The 21,819-nt window shown below is 56.2% G+C and carries 20 protein-coding genes and 1 pseudogene; 7 read left to right on the top strand and 14 right to left on the bottom strand.

Translation table 11 applies throughout. From position 1 onward, the window contains the following. Positions 1 to 174: 174 nt before the first annotated feature. The 6 genes from M2394_RS18840 to M2394_RS18865 form a co-directional block, all read right to left on the bottom strand. Positions 175 to 1,785 carry a gamma-glutamyltransferase family protein gene (locus M2394_RS18840; RefSeq protein ID WP_259173509.1) on the bottom strand — a complete coding sequence of 537 codons (1,611 nt, stop codon included), beginning with the start codon at positions 1,783 to 1,785 and terminating at the stop codon, positions 175 to 177. A gap of 17 nt (positions 1,786 to 1,802) precedes the next feature. Next, positions 1,803 to 2,894: a polyamine ABC transporter substrate-binding protein gene (locus tag M2394_RS18845; protein WP_178925223.1), complete on the bottom strand. Its 1,092-nt coding sequence runs from the start codon at positions 2,892 to 2,894 to the stop codon at positions 1,803 to 1,805. A 20-nt stretch (positions 2,895 to 2,914) separates the two neighbouring features. Then, positions 2,915 to 3,694, bottom strand: coding sequence for an amino acid ABC transporter ATP-binding protein (locus M2394_RS18850; RefSeq protein ID WP_259173510.1), 780 nt, complete (start codon positions 3,692 to 3,694; stop codon positions 2,915 to 2,917). 2 nt (positions 3,695 to 3,696) lie between these two features. Beyond that, the gene (locus tag M2394_RS18855) at positions 3,697 to 4,473 is read right to left on the bottom strand and encodes an amino acid ABC transporter permease (protein WP_176998767.1); all 777 of its coding nucleotides are present in this window, start codon (positions 4,471 to 4,473) and stop codon (positions 3,697 to 3,699) included. Positions 4,474 to 4,484: 11 nt separating this feature from the next. Beyond that, positions 4,485 to 5,291: an ABC transporter substrate-binding protein gene (locus M2394_RS18860; RefSeq protein ID WP_259173511.1), complete on the bottom strand. Its 807-nt coding sequence runs from the start codon at positions 5,289 to 5,291 to the stop codon at positions 4,485 to 4,487. Positions 5,292 to 5,368: 77 nt separating this feature from the next. Continuing rightward, positions 5,369 to 6,037 carry a GntR family transcriptional regulator gene (locus M2394_RS18865; RefSeq protein ID WP_259173513.1) on the bottom strand — a complete coding sequence of 223 codons (669 nt, stop codon included), beginning with the start codon at positions 6,035 to 6,037 and terminating at the stop codon, positions 5,369 to 5,371. 349 nt (positions 6,038 to 6,386) lie between these two features. Here M2394_RS18865 and M2394_RS18870 point away from each other — a divergent pair. Both M2394_RS18870 and M2394_RS18875 read left to right on the top strand, forming a co-directional pair. Then, a pseudogene (locus M2394_RS18870) lies at positions 6,387 to 6,485 on the top strand (glucose 1-dehydrogenase); the annotation flags it as partial. Positions 6,486 to 6,495: 10 nt separating this feature from the next. Beyond that, positions 6,496 to 7,329 (top strand): CmcJ/NvfI family oxidoreductase, encoded by an 834-nt coding sequence (locus M2394_RS18875; RefSeq protein ID WP_178925213.1) that lies wholly within the window; start codon positions 6,496 to 6,498, stop codon positions 7,327 to 7,329. A gap of 223 nt (positions 7,330 to 7,552) precedes the next feature. Here the strand turns inward: M2394_RS18875 and M2394_RS18880 are convergent, their stop codons facing one another. The 3 genes from M2394_RS18880 to M2394_RS18890 all read right to left on the bottom strand — a co-directional run bounded on the left by M2394_RS18880 (position 7,553) and on the right by M2394_RS18890 (position 9,203). After that, positions 7,553 to 7,873, bottom strand: a complete 321-nt coding sequence (locus M2394_RS18880) for a hypothetical protein (RefSeq protein WP_178925211.1) — start codon at positions 7,871 to 7,873, stop codon at positions 7,553 to 7,555. A 6-nt stretch (positions 7,874 to 7,879) separates the two neighbouring features. Continuing rightward, positions 7,880 to 8,068, bottom strand: a complete 189-nt coding sequence (locus M2394_RS18885; protein ID WP_259173514.1) for a Com family DNA-binding transcriptional regulator — start codon at positions 8,066 to 8,068, stop codon at positions 7,880 to 7,882. A gap of 343 nt (positions 8,069 to 8,411) precedes the next feature. After that, positions 8,412 to 9,203, bottom strand: coding sequence for a LexA family transcriptional regulator (locus M2394_RS18890; RefSeq protein WP_259173515.1), 792 nt, complete (start codon positions 9,201 to 9,203; stop codon positions 8,412 to 8,414). A 349-nt stretch (positions 9,204 to 9,552) separates the two neighbouring features. On the opposite strand from M2394_RS18890, the gene M2394_RS18895 reads away from it, so the two are divergent. From M2394_RS18895 to M2394_RS18905, 3 genes are all read left to right on the top strand, one after another. Further along, positions 9,553 to 11,007, top strand: a complete 1,455-nt coding sequence (locus M2394_RS18895) for a site-specific integrase (RefSeq protein WP_259173516.1) — start codon at positions 9,553 to 9,555, stop codon at positions 11,005 to 11,007. A 101-nt stretch (positions 11,008 to 11,108) separates the two neighbouring features. Continuing rightward, positions 11,109 to 11,390 carry a hypothetical protein gene (locus M2394_RS18900; protein WP_259173517.1) on the top strand — a complete coding sequence of 94 codons (282 nt, stop codon included), beginning with the start codon at positions 11,109 to 11,111 and terminating at the stop codon, positions 11,388 to 11,390. 147 nt (positions 11,391 to 11,537) lie between these two features. Next, positions 11,538 to 12,167 (top strand): hypothetical protein, encoded by a 630-nt coding sequence (locus M2394_RS18905; RefSeq protein ID WP_259173518.1) that lies wholly within the window; start codon positions 11,538 to 11,540, stop codon positions 12,165 to 12,167. 248 nt (positions 12,168 to 12,415) lie between these two features. On the opposite strand, the gene M2394_RS18910 is transcribed toward M2394_RS18905, so the two are convergent. From M2394_RS18910 to M2394_RS18930, 5 genes are all read right to left on the bottom strand, one after another. Next, positions 12,416 to 13,261, bottom strand: a complete 846-nt coding sequence (locus tag M2394_RS18910) for a hypothetical protein (protein WP_259173519.1) — start codon at positions 13,259 to 13,261, stop codon at positions 12,416 to 12,418. Next, entirely contained in the window at positions 13,258 to 14,586 is a 1,329-nt protein-coding gene (locus tag M2394_RS18915) for an AAA family ATPase (RefSeq protein ID WP_076955206.1), read from the bottom strand. Before M2394_RS18915 ends, M2394_RS18910 begins: the two co-directional genes overlap by 4 nt. A gap of 198 nt (positions 14,587 to 14,784) precedes the next feature. Continuing rightward, positions 14,785 to 16,770: an ATP-binding protein gene (locus M2394_RS18920; protein ID WP_259173520.1), complete on the bottom strand. Its 1,986-nt coding sequence runs from the start codon at positions 16,768 to 16,770 to the stop codon at positions 14,785 to 14,787. Between the two features lie 197 nt (positions 16,771 to 16,967). Then, the gene (locus tag M2394_RS18925; protein ID WP_071492941.1) at positions 16,968 to 17,297 is read right to left on the bottom strand and encodes a hypothetical protein; all 330 of its coding nucleotides are present in this window, start codon (positions 17,295 to 17,297) and stop codon (positions 16,968 to 16,970) included. A 244-nt stretch (positions 17,298 to 17,541) separates the two neighbouring features. After that, a complete protein-coding gene (locus M2394_RS18930; protein WP_259174347.1) occupies positions 17,542 to 17,760 on the bottom strand; it encodes a hypothetical protein in 219 nt (72 codons plus the stop codon). Positions 17,761 to 18,134: 374 nt separating this feature from the next. Here M2394_RS18930 and M2394_RS18935 point away from each other — a divergent pair, with 374 nt between their 5' ends. Both M2394_RS18935 and M2394_RS18940 read left to right on the top strand, forming a co-directional pair. Next, positions 18,135 to 19,919 (top strand): AAA family ATPase, encoded by a 1,785-nt coding sequence (locus M2394_RS18935; RefSeq protein ID WP_259173521.1) that lies wholly within the window; start codon positions 18,135 to 18,137, stop codon positions 19,917 to 19,919. Then, entirely contained in the window at positions 19,912 to 21,693 is a 1,782-nt protein-coding gene (locus M2394_RS18940; protein ID WP_259173522.1) for an ATP-dependent helicase, read from the top strand. Before M2394_RS18935 ends, M2394_RS18940 begins: the two co-directional genes overlap by 8 nt. Positions 21,694 to 21,819: the final 126 nt, after the last annotated feature.

Genomic DNA, 21,819 nt, shown 5'->3' on the forward strand with positions numbered 1-21,819 from the left:
AGTGAGCGGGCTTGCCCCGCGCCGCAGTATGTCAGGTAAGGATAGGGTGTCGGGTAGAACGCGGCGCGGGGCTAGCCCGCTCACTACAGGGATGTGGGTGAGGTTGGAGATGGGCGGGCTTGCCCCGCGCTGCGGTGTGTCAGGGTAGACCGCAGCGCAAAGGTTGAAGCCGGGTTACCACACCGCGATGTGGGAATCTGTGCGGGGCTCGGTGCCGCCGCACAGCACGCCGCTGACCGGGTCGCGCAGGATGATCTGCCCTCGCCCATAGTCGGTGAGGTCACTGTCGATCTGCACCTTGTGGCCGCGCCGCGCCAGGGCGTTGGCCAGGTCGCGGGAGGCGCCCTGTTCAATGCCGACTTTCATGTCGCCCAGCCATTGCCAGCGCGGTGCATCCAGAGCCGCTTGGGGGTTGAGGCCGAAGTCCACCAGGTTCATCACCATCTGCACATGCCCCTGGGGCTGCATGTAGCCGCCCATCACGCCGAACGGACCGAGGGCCTGGCCGTCCTTGGTGAGGAAGCCAGGGATGATGGTGTGGAAGGTTTTCTTGCCCGGCGCCAGGCAGTTGGCATGGGCCGGGTCGAGGCTGAATTCCTGCCCGCGGTTTTGCAGGGCAATGCCGCTGTCAGGCAGCACCACGCCGGAGCCAAAGCCGTGGTAGTTGCTCTGGATGAACGAAACCATGTTGCCCTCGGCGTCGGCCGTGGCCAGGTACACCGTACCACTGGCATGGGGATCGCCAGGTTTGGGCGGCTGGGCTTGCTCACCGATCTGAGCGCGGCGCCGGCTGCTGTAAGCATCGCTGAGCAAATCCGCCACGGCCACGCGCATGTGCAGCGGGTCGGTGATGTAATGCAGGCCATCGCTGTAGGCGAGCTTCATGGCCTCCAACTGACGGTGCCAGGTCTGCTGGCTATCGCGGTGATCGAAGCTGAACCCTTCGAGGATCTTCAGCGCCATCAACGCCACCAGGCCTTGGCCGCTCGGGGGGATTTCCCACACGTCCACGCCCCGGTAATTGATGTGGATCGGGTCCACCCACTGGGCGCGGTAGTCCTTGAGGTCGCTGGCCCGCAGGTAGCCACCGCTGGCACGCGAATGGGCGTCCAGGCGTTCGGCCAGGGCGCCGCGATACAGGCTTTCGCAACGGGTGGCGGCGAGTTCTTCGAGGGTGCGAGCCTGGGCCGGGTTGCGGAATATCTCCCCGGCGCGAGGTGCACGGCCGTCCATCAGGAAGGTGTCGAACCAGGCGTCCAGTACCGGGTCACGGTGGGGGCTGAACTCATCCAGCGCGGCCTGCCACAGCTGGGCGATCACCGGCGACAGTGGGAAACCGTCGCGCGCCAGGCGGATGGCCGGTTGCAGCAACTCGGCAAACGGCAACTGGCCGAAGCGCTCGGACAGCTCGGCCCAGGCCGATGGGCAGCCCGGCACCGTGACGGGCGTCCAGCCATACAGCGGCATCTGGTCGTGCCCCGCCGCTTTCACCGCCTCGATGCTCAAGGCGGCCGGCGCGTGGCCGTTGCCATTCAAGCCGTGCAGTTGGCCTTTACACCAGACCAAGGCAAACGCATCGCCGCCCAAACCGCAGCCGGTGGGCTCCACCACGGTCAACGCGGCCGCCGTGGCGATGGCCGCATCGATGGCGTTGCCGCCCCGTTGCATGATCTCGATACCGGCCTGGGCGGCCAAAGGTTGGGAAGCCGCGACCATGCCGCGCCTGGCGAACACGCTCTGGCGTTGCGATGGATAGGGATACTCGTGAGCAGAAAATTTCAACATGGCAGGGACTCTTCGATTCATTGGCCGGACTTGATGCGGTTCCATTCCCGGGTCATCAGGCGCTGGATGTTTTCCGGCAGGTCGGCGGAGACAAAGGTGTGGTTGATCACGTCGTCACCGGGGTAGATGCCCGGGTTGCCACTGACTTTGGGGTCCATCAGGGGCGTGGCGTCTTTGTTCGGGTTGGCGTAGCCCACGTAGTCGCTGACGGGCGCGATCACCTCGGGGCGCAACAGGTAGTTGATCAAGGCGTGGGCGTTGGCGGGGTTGGCGGCGTCCTTGGGAATGGCGAGCATGTCGAACCACAGGTTCACGCCCTCTTTGGGGATCAGGTAGCGGATGTCGATATTTTTACCGGCTTCCTTGGCGCGGCTCTGGGCCTGCATCACGTCGCCGGAATAACCCACCGCCACGCAGATATCACCGTTGGCCAGGTCGGCGGTGTATTTCGAGGAGTTGAAGTAGGTCACCGACGGGCGCAGCGCCATCAGCCGCGTCGAGGCTTGCTTGTAGTCGTCGGGCCGGGTGCTGTTGGGGTCCAGGCCGAGGTAGAGCATGACCTGGGGGATGATCTTCACCGGCGCATCGAGGAAGGCCACGCCGCAGCTTTTGAGCTTGGCCAGGTTGGCCGGCTCGAAGACCATCGACCAGGAATCCAGCACCGCGTCCTTGCCCAGCACGGCACGCACTTTCTCTGCGTTGTAGCCGATGCCCACGGTGCCCCACATGTACGGCACGGCGTAGCGGTTGCCGGGGTCGGCGGCTTCCAGGCGTTGCATCAGGCGTGGGTCGAGGTGCTTCCAGTTATCCAGCAAGTTACGTTGCAGCGGCTGGTAGGCGCCGGCGCGGATCTGCTTGGACAGGAACTGGCTGGACGGCACCACCACGTCATAGCCCGAGTGACCGGAGAGCAGCTTGGCTTCGAGCATTTCGTTGGTGTCGAAAATGTCGTATTGCACCTTGATGCCGCTGTCTTGCTCGAAGTTCTTCAAGGTATCGGGGCCGATGTAGTCGGACCAGTTGTAGACCTTGACCACCGAGTCGGCAGCCTGGCCCATGGGCACAGCGACGGCGCAGCACAGCGCCGCTAACACACTCGATAAACGCATGGCACAGTTCCTTATGAAGGTCACAGCACGCGGCTGAGAAAGGCCCGGGTACGGGGATGGCGGGGGCGGCTGAAGATCTGTTCCGGCGGCCCTTGTTCGATGAGCTCGCCCTGGTCGAGCACCACCACGCGGTCGGCCACTTCACGGGCAAAGCCCATTTCGTGGGTGACGACCACCATGGTCATGCCCTCCTCGGCCAGCTCCTTCATCACGTGCAGCACCTCGCCGACGGTTTCCGGGTCGAGGGCGCTGGTAGGTTCATCGAACAGCATGGCCTGGGGTTTCATCGCCAAGGCACGGGCAATCGCCACCCGCTGCTGCTGGCCGCCGGAGAGCATCGACGGGTAATGGCTGGCCTTGTCCGCCAGGCCCACCCGCGCCAGCAAGCCACGGGCCTGTTCCAAGGCTTCGGCGCGTGGCGTGCCGAGCACGTGAATCGGTGCTTCGATGATGTTTTCCAGCGCCGTCATGTGGGGGAACAGGTTGAAACGTTGGAACACCATGCCGATGTCACGGCGCTGACGGGCGATGTTGCGCTCCGAATCGCGCACCAGGCTGCCGTCGCTGCGCTCGCGATAGCCCATGGCGCGGCCGTTAACGCGGATGCGCCCGCCCTGGATGTCTTCGAGCAGGTTGATGCAGCGAATGAAAGTGGTCTTGCCCGAACCGGAGGCGCCGATCAGCACCACCACTTCGCCACGTCGCACTTGCAAGGAGATGCCCTTGAGAATCTGCAGGTCGCCAAACGACTTGTGCAGGTCGAGGGCCTCGATGATCAGTTCTTCACTTTGGTGCGCCATGGTCAGCGTCCTCTCAGCAGTTTCAAGGTGCTGCGCCCGAACATGCGGCTGGACGCGGGAGGCGGTGCGGAAGGCCGGTCGGACTGGCCGAAACGCGCCTCCAGCCAACGCTGGAAGAAGCCCCAGAGCGTGGTGAGCATCAAGAAATAGATCGCGACCACCAGGTACAACTCGAACACGCGGAACGTCGCCGAGGTGACCATCTGGGTGCTGAGCAGCAACTCCTGCACGCCGATCACGCTGACCAGGGTGGTGTTCTTGAGCATCACGTTGAACTCGTTGCCCAGGGGCGGCACGATCACGCGGAACGCTTGGGGCAGCACGATGCGTCGCATCAACTTGGCAAAGCCCATGCCCAGGGAACGCCCGGCTTCGTACTGGCCCTTGTCCACGGCACCGATGCCGGCGCGGATGATTTCGGCCATGTACGCGCCTTCGTTGAGGCCCAGGGCGATGATGGCCGCCTGGATATTGCCCGGCACGATCAGGCCGAAGAGTTCGATATCTTCGAAGCGGAAAATCCCGCCCGCCGCCAGCGCCGTGTACAGGAACACGATTTGCACCAGCAGTGGCGTGCCGCGCATCAACCACACATAAAAGCGTACCGGCAGGTGCAGCAGCGGGTTCTTCGACAGGCGCAACAGCGCCGCCGCCAAGCCCAGCACGCAGCCCAGCAGCATCGCCGACACCGCGATCAGGCACGTCAGCCAGAGCCCGGTGAGGTACACCCCGCTGGGCTGCAGCAGGTACTGCCAGAACACATCCCAATTGAAGTTCATGGCTGGAAACCTCAGTCGAGAGTGTCGCTGCTGACATGCCATTTATTCAGCAACGCCACGTAGCTGCCGTCGCTGCGCATATCGCTGATCACTTGCTGCACGGCGGCGGCGAGTTGCGGATCGTCCTTGCGCATGCCGAGGCCCGTGAGGATGCGGCTGAAGGCGGGCACGCCTTCCTGGAACAAGTCGGGCGCCATGGCGGCGTAGTAGCCAGCGGTTTCCACGGTGGTGCCGTAGGCATCAACTTGGTTGATGCGCAGGGCCTGGAAGGCGTCGGTGTCGGTGTTGTAGACCACCAGCTTCATCGGTGGCTTGCCGGCCTTGGACAGGCTTTCGTTTTGTGTGTCCAGCAAGGTCTTGATGGTGGAGCCGTTGAGCACCGCGACTTTGTGCCCGGACAAGTCATCCAGCGTCTTGATGCCCTTGGGGTTGCCCTTGGGCACCACCACCGACTGGCTGGAGTACATGTAGTTGACGATGTCGATCACCTGGCGCCGCTCGGGCTTGTCGAACAGCTGGTCGACGATCATGTCGCACTGCTGGGCGAGCAAGGCCGGCACCAGGCCGGAGAACGGAATCACCCGCCACTGCACCTGCTTGTCGCCCAGGCGCTTGGCGATTTCCAGACCCAGGTCGACGGTGAGCCCGCGCGGTTTCTGCGCTTCATCGAAGGACACGAGGGGCGGTGAATCCATCCCCGAGCAGTAGACGAGTTTGTCGACGTTCTTCAAGCGCTCCGGTACCTGGGGCGCAGCAGAGGCCCATTGGGTACAGAGGCCGAGGGAGACAGCCACCAGCAAGGCGCGGCGTTTATGCATGACCAGACACTCCAGTTCGTTGGTTAACGGGGCAGGACTCAAAGTCAAAACACGGGTGGGCTTGGGCCCACCTCTGATTATTTTTCCGACTGCAAAAACTGGATCAGCGCCGGCACGGTGCCTTCGATGTGTTCGCGCACCACGGCTTCGGCGCGAGCGGCGTCACCGGCGCGGATCGCATCAAGGATCACCGCGTGTTCTTCGCGGGCGCTGAGGGGTTTATCGCCGTGTTGCAGCCATAGGCGCATGGGCGCTTCCACCAGCGAGTACAGCGCCGAGATCTGCTTCATCAAGCGCGGTCGGCCGCTGAGGCTGCACAGGTATTCGTGGAAGGCGCGGTGGCGGCTGACCCAGGCGGCGCTTTCGTCGCGGTAGTCGTCCATCTCGTCGAGCATGCGCTCCAGCGCGGCCAATTGGCGTTCGCCGATCCGGCTGACGGCCACACGTACTGCCAGGCCTTCGAGGGCGCTGCGCATCTCGAAGACTTCGTGCAATTCGTCGATATCCAGGCCGCTGACGACGGCGCCACGGTTGGGCCTGAGGGTGACCAGGCCCTGGGCATCCAGGCGGCGGAAGGCTTCGCGCACCGGCATGCGGCTCATGCCGATTTCACTGGCGATGTCCTCGGCAATCAGCCGGTCGCCCTTGCGGTAGCGGCCACTGCAGATGGCATCAAGCAGGAAGTTGTAGGCCTCCTCCTCGGCGGTGAGGGGCTGGCGGTCAACGTAAGCGGGGGCAAATTGCATCGGCAGCACCTTTTGTATTTTTGTATCCAATTATCCATGGATGCAAAAAAGCAGGATGCGTGCCAATTGGGTGGGTGGTGGGGCAAGTGGTTGATTCGGATGGGATAGATGAGGTCTGCGGCTGATCGGCCGGAATGCAGATGTAGGAATCTGCTACCAAAAGGCTCAGAAAACGCCCCGTTGGTGGGCGGAAGTAACAGCGTGAGGGCATATCCTTAGCTGTCGATATTCTTATTCCTGGCGGGGCCGGATCGGTAGATTGATAGCCATGGACTTCATGGGAGCGAAGGTTGATGGCGGAATCAGTGGTGTGGATCGCAGGGATCGGCGCGGTGGCTGGACTGGGTAGCGTTCGGTAGCGCAGTCCTTCGCGAGGAAGTTCGGCCCTGAAAATGTCCATGTCGCTCATTTTGTCATCGATGGCTCGATCGACGGCGACCGCATAAAGAGGTGGTTTTATGGGAACCCATCAGACTCAGCTCGCCCCCGCTTCGGTGCGCGGCGTGCTCAATTACCTGCTGGACACCGGAGAACGTCCGGTGAACTACACCTATCCCCCGCCCGAAGGCGTCGCCCAACGCAGCGGTGTGCTTGATCCCACCCAGGTGACGATCCATAACGCGCGGCTGCTGGCTGAACCGGCCCATATCAATCGCAACGGCTTCGAGAAAGTTGATCACATCAGCGCCGTCGCCAACCTGGAAGATGATGAACAAGTGCGCCTGCTGTACTACCCAGAAACCGAAGCCCTGCTCAAGCAGCAGACGGGTGCCGTGAAGGTGGTGATTTTCGATCATACGATTCGCGTGGATAACCCAGGTCGAGAAGCACGCGGGCTGCGCGAACCCGTGCGGTACGTGCACAACGACCAGACCGAACGCTCGGCCGTTCGCCGAGTGCATGACCACCTGCCCAGCGATGAAGCGCAGCAGCGGCTGCTCAAGCGGTTTGCGATTATTAATGTATGGCGACCGATCGGAACGCCGGTTTTGAGCACCCCGCTGGCGTTGTGCGACGCACGCAGTATGGCGGCGAGTGACCTGTTGCCCAGTGACCTGGTGTATCGCGACAAGGTCGGCGAGACGTTTTCAGTCAAGGCCAACCCGGCACATCGTTGGTATTACTACCCGCAATTGCGACCTGATGAAGCATTGCTGTTGAAGATCCATGATTCGCGGCAGGATGTGGCGAGGTTGAGCGCACACACGGCGTTTGACGACCCCACAACGCCAGATGGTGCACCACCACGGCGAAGTATCGAGGTAAGAGCGCTGGTGTTCTTCGACGCGTGATTGGGGCGGTGACATTTGGTCGACACGGGAACGGGCCAAACACCTGAGCGGCTCCCAGGCAGAACGCCTCGCCCGCGCTGATACGTCGGCAAATCAGGCCTTTTCTGGCGCTGGAGACGAAAAAGCCCCTGCTTTGCAGAGGCTCTGGATAGGTAAGGCCCAGCACTGAGCTGGGCCTTAGGGGTGGCCAAAGAGGGCAAAACCCTCTTTAAGACCCGTTCAATCAGGCAAGATCGTCATAGGTGGTGTAAGCGTAAGAGGGACTGAACCCCCCTTCGACCGGCGCCCACCAAAGACCTTGACCTGCCGGAATGACAACTTCGCCCGACGGGCTGCCCAAGCCAAGGAACACAATCGGGAACGCCGTAAACTCGCCATTAGTTGGAACGGGAGTTACCGTGCCGGTAAGCATTTTCCCGCCGTAGGCGTAGCAGGTTCGCAGCACGATGCCGGTGGTATTTTCTGCCGGTGTGATAATTGGACGAACAGGCTCAACGAAGCCGTCGTAGTTGATGAATTTTGCACCTACTTTCAATTGTTCCATGATTATTTACCTTTGAGTCGAATGATTGGTCGCGGAGAATTCCGCTTTCATGTCGCTCAAAGGCGATTGCTCGAGGCTCGTGGCCTTCACATGATTCAAGGTCCCGCATCGGGTGCACTTGATCTGGAGCTCTGTAAACCCACCCGTACGGGCGAGCAGTCTTTTGCAGTTGCCGCATCTGAACTCTTTCAACATCAGCAAACTCCTTTTTGCTGAACCGCCCTTTCCGTGGGCAATCACAAACCTCGCATTGGGTGAGGCTCAAGTCAGTGTAGGAAGCTAAAAATTCCAGGACCGGACGGTGCTCGCGGAGGTCGGTTCGTCGCTGCCTACTGTCTGGCCGGTTGTTACCCGGCGATGGAGTAAATATCTCCTATGGAAGTATTAATGTCAACTCCATTGGAGATTTTATTTCCCAAGGAGATAAAAAACACTCAGTGGCAAGCTTGCGGGTGAAGCCGTGGCAAGCAGAAACAAGAAGCCCGGCACTGGGCCGGGCTTGGTGAGCTGGATGAGGCTTGCAAAGGCATTCAGGTAACTAAAGCACGCCGCCGCGCCAGACCACGCGCCCAATGATACGAATTTCATTTATCTCCCCGTCACGCAGCGCCTCGTCGCCGTAGCGCGTCTTGTCAGGGTTATCACTGCGGATAATCCAGCCGTCAACGTCGGACCGCACCAAGCGCTTTACGATCGTCCCCTTGGAAACGCTCTGCATGGCAAAGACCTGGCCGTCCTTTGGCTCGATCTTCGACTCATCAATCAGCAATACGTCACCATCATTGATGGTCGGCTCCATGCTGTGGCCGCTGGCGTAGATCACGTCCAGATGACGCTGGTTGAGGTTGTTGGCGCGCAACCATTCTGTCTTGAAAGCCAGCACACCACGTATCTCGACGTGCGAGTTGTCATCGCCGCCACCGGTTGATCCGCGAGCGCTCAGTTGCAACACGCCGGTGTAGCTCTCGTCACCAGCGAGGTCAAAGCCGCGCGGTGGAATGCGCTCGTCTACATTCGCGCCGGCGATTGTCGAGTTGATGCCAACGGCAGAGGCCATTCGGCCTATGTCGGCTTCGATCCGCTTGCTGAAACACCCAATTGGGATGCCGAGCATTTGCGCCATGGAAACCGCAAGTTTTTGGGATAATGGTCGGTGCCCATTGAGATGGCTGCCCAGCGTTCCCTGGCTCATCCCTACCGCATGGGCTATCTCATCCTGGGTGAGGCGCTTGTCCTTTGCGCGTGCGGAATTGTAGTCCGCAAGGGCCTTTTTCAAAGCTGCGCACTCATCGCGCTCCCAGTCCAGCAATTGGCGTCTGTCGTTCGTCATTCAGCAAGAATATTCCCAATGGAAATAGTTAGCCATCTCCAAGTACCCGCCCAATCAGCTTTTGCGTTATTCGCGAGTTTCGCGCAGGCACAAAAAAGCCGATCTAGTTGATCGGCTCAAATGTCTGACTTTACTCAGGAATAATGGTCGGGACGGAGTGATTCGAACACTCGACCCCTAGCACCCCATCTCCTTTTTCATACTTCTTGAAAGCTTCCAAAACTTTACTGTGGATTTTACTAAGCTAGTATTTACTTGAGCTCCAGCGGTGTTCTGCTCTACGAGAGTCCAGGAACGTCCATCAAGAGCCGACGTTTTTGTGGGGGTAAAAGTAGGGGGAGTCCATTTCATGGCCAAAATCACCATCAAAGAACTCGAGTCGCTGACTCCCAACGATGCCGGCCGAATCCTCCGAGAGGACGGCAATCTGGCCGGTCGAATCTCAGCCCGCAAGGACGGTGTATCGGTCAGCTTTTTCTATCGTTATCGCTGGGGCGACCAGAACAAAGAGTACGCCTGCGGAACCTGGCCGCGCAAATCCCTGACGGACATCCGCAAGGCGCGTAACCAGGCCAGGGCGCTCCTTGATGAGCAGATCAATCCCAACGAGCAAAAGAAAACCGCCAAGGCACAGGCATACGCTGCTGCTAACGTAGAGGCCGAACAAGTAAACACGACGAAGGTGAAAACGCTGACCGTCCAGGACCTGGTCAAGGCCTGGCTATTGGATGGCGTCGCGCGTAAAGACGGCAATGCCGAGTTGCAAAGACGCTTTAACAAGGACCTTTTGCCAGCACTCGGCAAGACCGCAGTGAGCAGCGTCTCCGAACACGATGTTCGGGCGCTGATCCGCACCGTGGTCAACCGCGGCGCTCACCGGCAAGCCATCAGCTTCTTCGCCGACCTCACCCAGATGTTTAGCTGGGCTAGAAAGCGCCAACCTTGGCGGGCCTTATTGATCGAGGGTGATCCAACTGAGCTGGTCGACATCTCCCCCTTGATCCCTGCCGACTACGAAGCGGAAAGAAGCCGCATCCTTTCCCCGGCGGAGCTGTTAGAACTGCACAACCGCTTCCAGCAAATGACCGCCGATTACGACGCCCTCCCCGCGGGCCAAAAATACGACGGCATTCGTCCACTAAAGAAGGAAACGCAGCTCGCGCTCTGGATTAGCCTGGGCACGCTGTGCCGGATTGGTGAATTGCTCCAGGCCGAATGGAAAAATGTCGATCTGGACCGGCAGACGTGGTTCCTCCCCAGCGAAAACGTCAAAGGCACTCGCGGCAAGAAACAGGACCACTATGTCTTCCTCTCCCCCTTTGCCCTGCATTTCTTTCAGGAACTCAAGACCCTGACGGGAGACTCCCAGTGGTGCTTTCCGAACAAGCAGGATGACGGACATGTGGACGTGAAAGTGGTGAGCAAGCAGGTGGGTGACCGCCAAGCCCGGTTCAAAAACCGCAAGGCCCTCTCCAGACGGTGCCATGACGATACCCTGGTCCTTGCCGACGGCCAAAACGGCGACTGGACGCCGCATGACCTGCGCCGCACGGGCGCGACCATGATGCAGGCTTTGGGGGTCAACCTGGACGTCATCGATCGCTGCCAAAACCATGTGTTGGCAGGCTCTCGGGTGAGGCGCCATTACCTGCATCACGACTATGCCGGAGAGAAGAAAAACGCCTGGAACCTGTTAAGCGATCAGCTCAGTGCCGTGCTGTCCTCAACTTACGAGCACACGCCAAACGAGTCGATGTTGTCTTTTCCAGCGTACGCGACGCCAGAGACGCGAACACCGTCATAGGCTGTTGCACCCAGAGTTTTCCGGAATTTAACACCGCGACACCCTGTGTCATGACCTTAAATTAGCCATGAGCAAAGGTGACAGACTGCATGTACAGATTCGTGAACTTCACCGTCGTGGAACTGTTCGAAAAAGTATGGCAAACACCCATGATCAAACTGGCCCATAACATTGGTGTTTCCGACGTCGCCGTCGGCAAAGCTTGTCGCAAAGCCGGCATCCGTCTGCCTGGGCGTGGCCACTGGGCCAAATCGAAGAAGCAGCGACAACGCAAACCCAAACCTCCCCAGGTCGATGGCAAGGTCCGATTCCAGGTGCTCGACCGTGACAACTCGCTCGCCACGACTTGCACTGATTTGAACTCATCTATCCCCGAATGCTAGCCTCCCTCCCTTAAGGTACTCGGTAGGTACCTGCCGTCCACACTGGCGAAGCAATAGCGCTGTCGTGATTAGTCGAAACACCTAACCTGACCCCCAATCAGGTGACCTCGTAGTGGACGCCAGGCACAGCCCTTCCGGGAGCTGTATATGCAGATTACTTCTATCCATATCAAGCAGGTCAAACGTCTGGCCAAACAGCTTGAAAGCAGTTACCCCACACTGAAACTGGGCCAACGCCTGGACAAAGCAGCCAAGCAGTATTTGGGTGTCCGGAACTATCATGAAGTGCACTGCCTGTACGACAAATGGGTCATGCTCCATGCCCATCCTTCAGAGGATGCTGACCGAGTAAGCAAATGTACCTACTGTGAATTCATCTTTGCCCCAGATATCAAGGAGGATCTTCAATCACATCGCAAAATCCATGAGCAATTTCACGAAGCGTGCGTATCTCTGGGCTACCAACCCGGTAACTACGTGCAACGGGAGCTTATGAAACGTGATGGACGGGAACAGGCTGAATCTGGTCAGTCCGTGGAGATTAGAGTGGAGGGCGTTCTGATGCTTTTACGTGGCTGGTTTGATCGGTCGCTGGCAGATGCGATCCATGGCAAATATTGGCGTAAGCATCCTACCTTTGAAGCCTACGTTGCCATGATTCAAGATACGGTAGGGAGCAGCTACCATGACCTGCAACGAATACTGAAAGAGAGGTACGGATACCTACCATGTGTGATTCAAGCTGGAAGCAGCTATTGGTATCCGGAGCATGATTGAACGCACCAACAAGCTATTTGAACGATGGTTTTTGAAGCACTGAGCAGTGCCGGCGATGGGCCTCGTCATTGCGATGAAGCTCATCACTCGATCGGTTTACTCCCACTCCCCGCAACCAATCATCTGCCCACTGGCTTAATCGTGCAGATATTTTCTTCACTGTCTTCAGAGTGAGGGCCGCTCTATCACGAAGCAGCTGTTTAAACTCGTAACCGGTAAACCCGCCGAGAGTGTGGAAGACGCTCCCATTATGTGAGCACCCCCCAAGCACGTAGAAAAAAGCGTTTCATCCCTGCAAACGGTCGGTCATTACCCGCAGTGCGTTTAATGCGAATCAAAAGGTCTCTTTTTTGTTCATCGGTAAATGTGCCCTCTTGAATTGCGAGCGCAAGTGTCTCGATTTCATCGTAAGCATTCCAACGTAGTCGTAAAAGTTCTTCTCGATTTAAACCAAGAATTTCTTCAGCTGCTTTAACTGCTCTCACCGAGCGTTGGGACTTAGGCTTGGGGACCAGCCATACTTCCTCAGTGGCAGGAATTGCTTTCCAAGCATAGTATTCTTCAGGATTCACTACATAGGGATTAATCAGATCAGCATCTTCTGCTGAATAGATCTGTCCGATCGCAACATCTGTAGTGATGACAGGATCTGGACAAAGACTGGCCAAAAGGGACTCTAGCTGAGCCGAGTCAGTAGGAAGAGAATGGGGAACCTGTGGTGCGGGCAACCTTGTACCGTTGACCGTAAATTTATCCCCCTTGTGCACTTGATTGCATACTTGACAGCTAAACGTATAGTTGTCATAGCAGTACGCTAGCCACCAGTACTCACTTTTAGGACGAAAATGCTCTACATCCCCATAAGCTACTACTGCGGTGTCTGCCTCGCAGTAAGCACATTTGCTGAACGACTCTGTTTTTAGCTGTGGCTTCGCCTTCCCCCAAACTTGACGTTTTTTGGGTTTAAAGTCGACCTTGCCGTTGGCGCCATCGTCGTAGTAATACTGCAAGAGCTTTTCAAGCTTTGCTTGGAGCTGCACGCCAGTAAATCCATCCAGCCCCCGACCGGTACGTGTCCTCGCAATCTGGATCAATCGCTGCTCCCTATTTCCTTGACGACCGATTTCAGTTTCCGCGCCGATACGGCTGGGCGCTTTCCATCTTTATCCAAAGTTGAGTTTATTCTTTTAAGTAAATCTATTTGCTCTTTCGCATATTCCGGAATCGCGTCCCAATTCGGCGCCTCACTTAAAACTTCATACATATGCTTCAACTCCCTGCTCTCGCCGACGCTTAAAGGAGTTTTTTTACTGCTGAGAGTGCGCACGACAGATCTTGCGTTTTCAACTGCCACCGAGTCCATCGTTCGCAAGCCGAACATAGGGCTCATCAACAATTGGTGTAGCATCATATTACGAGGCTCACCCACAAATGGAGTCAATGTCGGAAGGTGATCCTTGCCCTCGCGGCGAATAACATACAGCTCCCCATCACCACTTTGCTGAGCAGTTAATGCTGAGTGGGTCGTCGCAACAAATTGAAAATTCGGCAATGTCAGAGAAAGAAACTCAACTAATTTACGTCTCCATGTTGGGTGAAGATGCAAATCAATTTCATCAATAAGCAAAACCCCTCTCGTGGACAAGGGATCCTTGCGATCTGGAAAAGCCTCTGTAATTCGATACAAAAGGTCTCCACACCAGGCAGCGATATTTTGATATCCATCAGATAGTTGGCTTAATGGAATTTCCCCATCAACTGTGTCAAAAATAATTTGCCGAGATTCACGGTCGATTCTGGAGAATTGCATATCAGGTAATAACTGATTAAGCGCTCGACGTATCGCATCCATCGAGCTGCTACCTTTGCGATATTCGAGATCCATCGCCCACTGCTCTAGTGAGATTAAGGTCGCGTCGGGGGAGAACATCGTAGCGACACCCATTGAACGAGGAACTCTAGAGCGCTCATCCGGGAAGGTCGATCTCGATTTAGGCGCAGCTGGACGCCGAGATACGCCGTAACCCAATACAAAATAGTTACGCTCCGCGAAGGATAACGCTTTATCCAAAGCTTCTAGCGAAGAGTGGTTTCGAGAAAATATTTGTCTTATTCCATCTCCACGATTAATTTCCAATGCAATCTCACGAATCTCCCCCTTGGCAGTGGCTAAAATTCCTGAAATAAGGCATTTCTTCGATCCATTTCGAATCCATGCATCAGGCTCGCCCAGCAAATCCGGGAGCGCTTCGCTGCCTGCGAGCAACAGCGCAATGGCACGCAGAGCCGAACTCTTTCCACAGCCATTTTCCCCCAACAGAAGCGTCCAGCGACGTGCATTGCCCTCTGAGGATCTGAAGTCAAGGTCCAGAGACTTTATCGAGCGCACATTGCGTAGCGAGACTTGCATAAGAAACATCGTAGAACCTCTTCCTCTTCGTGATCGCTTCGTTCCCTCTGCGATCAACCTGCTCATCTGGTGGACAAGCTCAAAACCAACTCACCTACCATTACATATTAGCAGCGTGACACACTCGGCTGGCGCAACATCGCTGACATTTGGACATGTCACCCGTACCCCGTTGCCAATCTACCAGGACGGTACATCCTGACCGTGTCAGTTCGTTGGCAATCCCAACTTTTCGAAAAATGCCTTATTACGCTCAGTCGCTGACTTGATGACCCCATCAAACGACATGACCTCCACATAGGCATTGAAGCGGGTTTTGTACCCGAAATACCCCAGTCCATCGGCCGCGCGCGTCAAGTCATGGATCTTGCAGCGCCGTTCCATCGAAGGCGTGAGATCACAAATCACGTAGCAGAATCCCGGAATATCATCCCCTTTGGGGATCGGTCGTCCCGCGGACGTCTGGGCGTTCCCATCGCGAATCCGCTGCAGATAACCAAGTGCCTGCTCAATCGGATCCTTCTCCTCTCCTTCGCCAGCATCATTTCGCATCGGCCGCTTGATCTCCACGATTGTCAGAGCCGCCGGCGGCATTCTCCTGTTCTCGGAAACCAGCAGAGGCTCATCAAACACATTCAACACACAAATATCCGGCTCTTTGGTGTCAGTTGAATGCGTTATAGGGAAGGAGCGCAGTGACTTGTCAGAAGCCAAAAAGTCGTGAAAAGCCAGACGCTCATCGAGCAACCACAGATTGCAGCTATCGAGGAAAACGTCATCCGATGTTTTACGCATTGGCATGATGAGCTCGTGAATCAGCTCTTCTTTGGCGTACTTGCCATCATCCCCACGCTCAAGCGCTTTCGCCAAAATATCGAGCGTAACCTTTCGATGGAATACGTAGTTGGCCAAATCCGACTTCTTGATGTCATCTGCCTTTTCAAGGTAGCTGACGAGCCTTTTCTGGTACTGGGCTGTGGTTTCCCCCCTGCCGAAGCTCATCACGTCGTGCCCTTCCGACAGCAAGGCGTTTTCAATTTCGGAAAGCTGTTTGTGAAGCAGAAGATCAAGGTCCTTATCTGAAATATCCGGGTCGACGCGGAGCTTTTCCTCATCGATTCGACGCAGTATGGGTCGATACCGCGGCGCACGGACCGACACGAACCGCTCTACACGCTCGCGCCCAGTTTTTCGGATTTCCTGCAGATAGCCCTCGAGGTAACCACTAGAAGAAGCAATAACTGCCTTGCGAATATCGCTCAAACTGACTTCCGTTTCCGAAAACAAATCGTCGCTCATCTCCTCTATATCGAAACCAATTCGTTCGGGTCGCACATTCTGGTCAAGAAAGGGAGACGTCACATAACAGGCGTAGACAAAATCACCTTCATCGTCGCGGATTTTTCCGTACAACCCTGGCACCTTACCTGAAAGAGTTTCCTCTTCAACAACGCGACTGGCAGCGCACCAAGCAATGAAAGGTTGCTTGGCCGAGCTAGCCTTAAGCTTCAGATGGGTGAGCTCAAATGGCTGCCCCTTGATCTGAATAGATTCCTTTTGTGACGACGTAAACAGGTATTGATCAAGCACCTCATCAAGGTCAATCTCCTCTTCACCGTCCTTGATCTGAATTTTGGGCGCGCCGGCGTCACGCACAAAGTACCAAAGACAGTGCTCGAAAAGACTCGTGGCGATCTTTCGGGCCGTCTTTGCCGAGTTCTCTCTGTACGGTTTGTTGAATCCAGAGAGATGTACGCAGGTCTGCAACTCTGTGCCAACGGGCTTCATCCTCGAAGAGAGGGTTGAAACGCCTTGAGCTGCCGTGAACGCAAATGAGCGATGTTTGATAGCACCGGTTTCATCCTTGTAATCACTACTGATGTTGACCGCTTCGAACGCTTTCAACCAAAGCAAGCGCCCTACCCCCCGACACCCTTGTTGAGCCTTATATTCGCTATCAAGCGTTTCAAACGAGGCCATGTTTTTGTCGTGGAAGCCGGCGCCATTGTCAGTAATCTTGAAACCCATGATTGGTTCTTGGGTAGGAGCGCCCCGCTTCGCCTTGGTAGCATCCAAAGCCAGACTGGATTGCGGCACGCGGACTATCTCAATCCTAATGCAGCCATATTCAGGATCGAAGCTAGTTTCGGCAATCGAATGAATCGAATTCACGACAGCCTCGAACAGCGGCATCAAACCGTGGCTACGTGGTAGAGGTGTATTTCGCAGCCGTCCTGGCAAATATGTATTTAAGCTCACTCGATCCCTACCTCTTGATCCTTTGCCATCGCAATGCCCTAACAAATCTGGCCATGCTAAAGCTCAAAAAATCAGCTTCATAGCGCTGCGCGACGCAACTGCAAAAGAAGCCCTCTCGATGGAAACATGATTTACATCGACTTGACCGATACCACTTCTACATAGCGGAATTTTTTCCTGGCTGCTTTGGTGGCTTCCTGCTCTGCCACCAGCGTACTCAGCGTATCGGCTTCATGGACGATCTCAAGCATCCTTCCTTCAAACTCATTGCTCACTCGGAGAGTCACCAAAAGCCTCGGGGTAAAGGCTTTGGAGACCTTCTTTTTCGCCACCTTTGATACGGGCACGGCAGCGACGTCCGGCTGGATTTCTTCCACGAGTGAGGTGCTCACCGGTGCAGATATTTCAGCGTTGCCGAACAACGCTTGGCGCATATCTTCTTCGGTCCATTCTTTGTTCATACTGCTTCTCAAGGGCCTAATCACTAAACCAGCGCCATTCTAACAGCTAGTCTTGGCGAGGCAGTTTCCAGCACCGGAATGTGTTCTGAGCACTACTCTCCGGAGGGAACAAGGTTGGTCAATTCGCATCAATACTCCCCCACATCTCAAATGACCAGATCCAGCGAGTCGAGTGGCAGATTACAGGTTGACTCAGCAGAATCATTTCGCTACCTGCAAGGGGGCAGCGGGCCTTAGATGAAACCTATAACTGGCGTAGGCGCATAATCGCATCGGTGATGGCTCGTGCATTCTCGTCCAGCGTTTCCATGGCCCCCATTGCGTTAGCGGCGACACTTTCCACTCCATCCTCTGAGATCCATTTGGTCACTTCTTCAAGGGCCGCTGCCAGGGCGTGCTGGTTGTGGAGGAGCAGTGTGAGAGCGTCCGCTGTGGCTATGTTGGCTTCAGAGTTATCTGGTATTGGGATCGTCCTTGAGTAAATGGTGTGGGAAGACTAGCTGAACACGCCGCTGGCTGGAGCCACTTCTCCAGATCCGCTGACACCTGGGGATTTGCACTGACTTGACGACTCATTTGCAATCGACCTAACCAGCCATTTGCAACGGATTTGCCCCCCTAGCAACCATAACCGGTAGTGAACGGCCAAGAGCGGCTAGGTGGTATTGTCTAATTCAGAACAAAATCTAGCAGACAGCTCGTAGGTATAGGAATTAGGATGTAGGCCAGTGGCCATCATAAATCATCCTCGCCAGCTCCTTGCCTAACTGTCGGAAGGTGATTCGAGATGACAGCTGTGAAGCCGAAATACGCGATCCGCATGCGAGAGGGAGTTTGATGCGCCTGGCAAACCTGAGCATTCGCAACTTCCGCAATTTTTTATCGGTCGATATCCCGCTTGCGGGCAACATTGTGTTGCTCGGCGAGAATCGTGTCGGCAAAAGCAACCTGCTGCTCGCCATTCGCCTTGTGCTTGATCCCGCCCTTCCTGATTCGCTGCGGCAGTTGAGACTGTCTGATTTTTCGGACGGTAGCGATTTGACAGCAACCCCTCAGATCGAAGTGCATCTAGATTTTGCTGATTTCGATAGCGACCCCATGCTCGTTGCTTTGCTCACTGACTTCCGCACTGCAGGCAATCCAACGGTTGCACGGCTGAGCTATGTCTACCGCAAAAAAGCCGATGTTACTGGCGGACTACAATCCAGCGAGGATTGTGAGTTCATTGTCTTCGGCGGGGGTGATGAGTCCCGCAGCATTCCCAGCCGAGTACGCCGTCGTATTGCAATTGACATGCTGGATGCCTTGCGCGACGCCGAAGGACAGCTCGCTTCCTGGCGACACTCCCCACTCCGGCCTTTGCTTGAGGACTCATTTGCTTCAGTCAGCCGGGCCGAGCTGGACAGCGTCGCAAATGATTTAGAGGCGGCTACAGCAAAGATGGAGAGCATCCCATCCGTAAAAGCTCTGGAGAGTTCTTTACGGAGTGGCATTCTCAATTTGGCTGGTAACGCGCATGATCTCAACGCAAGGCTACGTTTCGCGCCCGCCGACCCGCTCCGGCTCATTCGCTCTATCGCCATGTTCATCGACGACGGTAAGCGCGGTATCGCGGAGGCCAGCCTTGGTTCAGCGAACGTTGCGCTGATAGCTCTGAAGCTGGCTGAGTTTGCTTGGCGTCGCACGAAGAATGAACGGAACTATTCGCTGCTTTGCATTGAGGAACCTGAGGCCCACCTCCATCCCCAGTTGCAGAGGGCGGTCTTTGAGAAGCTCTTCAATAACCCTGACGCCGCGCAGGCTTTGATCGTGACCAGCCACTCTCCGACTCTGGCCGCAATCGCGCCGTTGCGTTCAATCGTAACCCTGCGGCGAACGCCAGATGGTTTGTCTAAGGCTTACTCTCTTGCTGCGCTACCGGTGACAGCTGACGAACTCGACGATATCGAGCGGTATCTCACTGCTACACGGTCTGAGTTGCTCTTCGCAAGAGGTGTGATTTTCGTCGAAGGCGACGCGGAAGAAGCATTGCTCCCCGGCTTCGCCGATGCGCTGGGGTACAACCTGGACCAACTTGGCATCACCGTTTGCAACGTGGCGGGCGTGAATTTCGCTCCCTACGTGAAGCTGGCAGGTAGTCTCGGTATGCCTTTCGCGGTCATCACTGATTGGGATCCGCTAGACGGCACAAAACCTCCGCTCGGCAAAGCGAGGACGGTAGGTATTTGGGACGCCTACTGTGCGGTTGCCGTTGGTGCGCGCCAATTGACACCCGAGAACCGCACTTGGTGTGAAACAGCTGACTTCGATAGCTTCAGTAAGGCTTGGGCGTCGTTCGGCATCTTTCTGAACGATCAGACCTTCGAAGTAGCTGTGGCAAATACACCTGGCCTCCAAGGGGCGCTGCTGGACATTCTTGACGAGCAGGGATTCGGATCTGTCCGCTCGTCGCGTATTAAGGCTTGGCGTACGGGCACTCCCGTCGATCCTACTCAACTGCTTGCAATGATTTCTGACATCGGCAAAGGCCGGTTGAGTGCAAAGCTCGCGAGCAAACTGACAGGGCTCACTCCGCCCGACTATATCACTTCGGCTATTAAGTTCTTGGCGTCCCATGTCTAGTAGGTTCGCGTTGGAACAAGCGCTTGCAGAGCTCAAGCCCAATAGCGAACAATATGATGCAGCCATTGAATGCGGTCATTGCGTTGTCCTGGCTGGCCCAGGAAGCGGGAAAACGAAGACGCTGACTACCGCAATGGCACGTGCCCTGATGGACGATGTTGTCGATCCGCGTGGAGTTGCCTGCATTACGTATAACAATGAGTGCGCTACGGAGCTCGAGGAGCGTTTAGCTAGATTTGGCGTTGCTAACAGCGACCGCAGCTTCATCGGCACTGTCCACAGCTTCGCGCTCACTCAAGTTCTTACTCCCTATGCTCGCTGCATTCCTCATCTCCTCCCTGACGGCTTCCGAGTTGCTACGAATACCGAGTGCCGTGCTGCAGTCGAAACCGCATACAAGTCGGTGTTCGGCGAGATGGGCAATGCACAGGACCGTTGGCGCCTTGCCGAGGAGAAGCGACGTCGAGACGTTGATCGTACTCTGCCAGCTTGGCAGGGACAGAATCCAGAGCTTGCATCTTTTATCGAGGCTTACGAGGCGGAACTGCGTTGCGAGGCGCTGATCGACTTTGATGATATGCCACTCCTCGCCTTCCGAATGATCAAGGACCACAATTGGATTCGTAACGCTCTAAGCGCTCGGTTCCCCATCCTTTTTGTCGATGAATATCAGGATCTGGGGCATGCACTTCATGAACTGGTGCTCCTGCTCTGTTTTGAGAGCGGAATCCGACTCTTTGCAGTTGGCGATGCTGATCAGTCGATCTATGGCTTTAACGGCGCCAACCCAGGCTTGCTGCAAAGTCTCATCGCGCGCGACGAAATTAAAACGATCCGTCTGCGCTTCAACTATCGATCTGGTGCGAAAATCATCAGAGCCTCCTTAGGGGCACTTGGCGAAGAGCGCGACTACCGTGGTGTGGAGGGTGCCCCCGATGGAGAACTGGGATTCTGGGCGGTAGATGGCGACCATGATGAGCAGGCTCTACACATCGCTCAGGCAGTCCTGCCCTCACTGCTTGACCGAGAGTTCCAGCCCGATCAAATTGCAATTCTGTATCGCGCTGCATGGCTCGGAGATAAGGTTGCCAATGCACTTAAGGATACAGATATCGCCATTCTGCGTACTGATGGTAACGCGCTGGTGAGGCGCAATTCCCGTCTTGCCCGATTCGTCGAAGCTTGTAGCCGGTGGGTCACTGGAGGTTGGCGTGATGCTTCGCCGACCTATCACCGGTTACTCGGCCAAGCTCTCGCGATTGTGTATGGTGGGCGAGTTAGCGCGGATGAAGAACTGGCTATAACCCACCATTTGATCAGCTTCTTGCGTAGCGGAATCGATCGAGAGGAAACCGCCCATGCTTGGTTGACACGCTTTTGCCGCGAGCTGATTGAGCCTTGGCAGAAAATTGCCCGAAACACTCATCAGGAATGGGAAGTCTGTTCTGAGTTGTTAGTGCGGACAGACCCGGCGTCGAAGCTTGATATGCCCCTCAATGTTTTTGCGGGACGGATAGATGGCTCTGGCCGAGTGACCTTGAGTACCTTACATAGCGCCAAAGGTCGCGAGTTTGACGCGGTCATCATGTTTGGTATCAATGCTCAAGACTTCCCCAACTGGCGCGACGCTAAGTCAGAACGAGGCATGCGCGAAGCTAGACGTCTGTTCTATGTCGGCGTAACGCGGCCTCGAAAAGAGCTCTGTTTGGTTTTTCAGAAAGCTAATCACTCGCCTTGGGTCACTGAACTGTATCAGCGAAGCCAGCAGCTTTGAGTTCTTCCCTGATAACGCAGCTAAGCTTAGGCACTAGCATCGTAGTGAATATATTTTGGCAGTTGGTACGCGGGCACCTGTCTCGTCGCCATATGTCACGCGCCTTAGGCCAATACTGGTAACGGC

This window comes from Pseudomonas sp. BIGb0164, assembly GCF_024810135.1.
Lineage (GTDB): Bacteria > Pseudomonadota > Gammaproteobacteria > Pseudomonadales > Pseudomonadaceae > Aquipseudomonas.